Origin of the sequence: Bradyrhizobium sp. ISRA442 (assembly GCF_038085055.1) — a bacterium.
GTDB lineage: Bacteria > Pseudomonadota > Alphaproteobacteria > Rhizobiales > Xanthobacteraceae > Bradyrhizobium.
This window is the reverse complement of record NZ_JALGCN010000055.1, coordinates 1-2005: the sequence shown is the minus strand read 5'-3', so window position 1 is coordinate 2005 and position 2005 is coordinate 1. Positions and strand designations below refer to the sequence as shown.

General features: G+C 63.1%; 2 protein-coding genes and 1 pseudogene. 1 reads left to right on the top strand and 2 read right to left on the bottom strand.

Going from position 1 to position 2005, the window contains the following annotated elements:
- Positions 1 to 219: pseudogene (locus MTR72_RS40145) on the top strand (hypothetical protein); the annotation flags it as partial.
- Positions 220 to 303: 84 nt separating this feature from the next.
- Here the strand turns inward: MTR72_RS40145 and MTR72_RS40140 are convergent.
- Positions 304 to 1212, bottom strand: coding sequence for an outer membrane protein (locus tag MTR72_RS40140; protein WP_341512340.1), 909 nt, complete (start codon positions 1210 to 1212; stop codon positions 304 to 306).
- Between the two features lie 96 nt (positions 1213 to 1308).
- A partial coding sequence (locus MTR72_RS40135) for a tripartite tricarboxylate transporter permease (protein ID WP_341512339.1) occupies positions 1309 to 2005 on the bottom strand: 697 nt, incomplete at its 5' end.

The window sequence follows — 2005 nt, the reverse complement described above, 5'->3', positions numbered from 1 at the left end:
GGCCAGGCGCTCCTCCATCGTCAGCAGGATCTCGCTGATGCCGAACAGCCGGATGACCGCATCCGCCTGGTTGGTCAGCCCGTCACGCTATCGCGGACGCCGAGCAAGATGGCCGCACGGCCGCCGGAATTCGGCGAGCGGACGAAAGAGGTATTGGCCGAGTTCGGCTTCGGCAAGGAGGAGATGGCGGAGCTAGCTAGGCAGCGCAAGGTGGTGTGAGCGAGCGGAGAGGCGCACGGAATTCGAACCAAGAAAAAAGCCCCGGAAGACCGGGGCTTTTCCAATTCCATAATTGCTCGCCGATCAGTACTTGGCGACGACCGGGCCCGCCGTGAACTGGTAGTTGAACCCAGCACGCAGGATGTGGTCGCGGAAGCGGACGTCGATGTCATTCCCTGTTCCGCTGAAGTAGGTCTTGGTGCCGAGATCGATGTAGAGATATTCGAGCTTCGCCGACCAGTTGGGTGCGAACTTCTTCTCCAGGCCTGCGCCGAGCGTCCAGCCCACCCGGGTCTGGCTTTCCGACACCGTCGGACCGGTGGCCGAGATGGGAGCGCCGACCGGCGTGTTGCCGTCGAACGCCTGAATCGTAAGCGTCGGCGTGCTGGCGAACTTGACCTCACCGACCGCCAGACCGCCTGTTGCATAAAGCAGCAGGCTCGGATCGACCAGGAAGCCCCCGCGTCCACGGAAGGTTGCGAACCAGGGGAAATCGGTGCTGGCGGCTGTGGACGCCGTGACACCGAATCTGCCGATTCGGATCGTCCCCAGCACGTCGTTCGATCGGCCGCGTTCGCCGGTGCCCTGAATGTCGGCCTCGACGCCGACTACCCATTTCCGGTCCACCTGCCAGTTGTAGCCGATCTGGCCGCCGCCGAGGCCGCCATCCACGTTCTGCTTGACCGCGCCGACGGATCCCGCAGGAAAAGGCGCGCCGATCAACGCTGTCTCGCTTGCCCGCCCCCAGCTATAGCCGCCGTTCAACCCCGCATAAAATCCCGTCCAATTGTAACCGGGCTCGACAATCGGCGGCGCCTTCACATAGGGCCTCGCCGCCAGATCGGCAGCCATCGCATTCGTCGCAAGCAACGAGGCTGCCGCCGCCATTCCCAACACAATCCGCTTCATAACATTCCCCCTGCGATAAAGACTTAAAATCTGGCTGGAACATACGCCCCAAGTGGAACCGAGGCTGTCGCGCGGCGGCAACATTTGGAAACAAAACGTTGGCGCCGCAGTAGGACTACGATGTCATCTACAGACTAACTCGTTGATCCAAATTACATTTCTGTCAGATCCTACGGCGACCTAATGTTCGCGCGTTGGGGTCAATCCGAAGCGGCCCATCAGGCCGTCGATCACCGGCCAGAACAGCAGCACGATCGCGAGCGTCGTGATCGAACCGACCAGCCCGTTCGACCAGAACACCCTGAGATCCCCGGCGGAGCCGATCATCGAGAGGCGGAAGGCGTCCTCGGCGCGGTTACCGAGCACGAGGGCCAGCGTGAAGGGTGCCAGCGGAATGCCGATCCTCTTGAAGACATAACCGACGACGCCGAAGCCCAGCATCAGCCAGATGTCGAACATCGCGTTCTGGATCGCGTAGGCGCCGATCGCGCAGGACACCACGATCATCGGCGCCACCGCCGCAAAGGGCACGCGCAGGATCGACGCGAAGATTGGCACCGTGGTCAGCACCAGAGCGAGGCCGACGACGTTGCCGAGATACATCGAGGCGATCAAGCCCCAGACGAAATCCTTGTGCTCGACGAACAGCAGCGGCCCTGGATTGAGCCCCCACACCATCAACCCGCCGAGCAGGATCGCGGCGGTGCCGGAGCCGGGGATGCCGAGCGCCAGCATCGGCAGCAGCGCCGAGGTGCCGGAGGCGTGCGCAGCCGTTTCCGGCGCGAACACGCCCTCGATGCGGCCCTTGCCGAAGCTTGCGGGGTCCTTTGCGAAACGCTTGGCAAGGTTGTAGCCCATGAAGGACGCCGCGATCGCT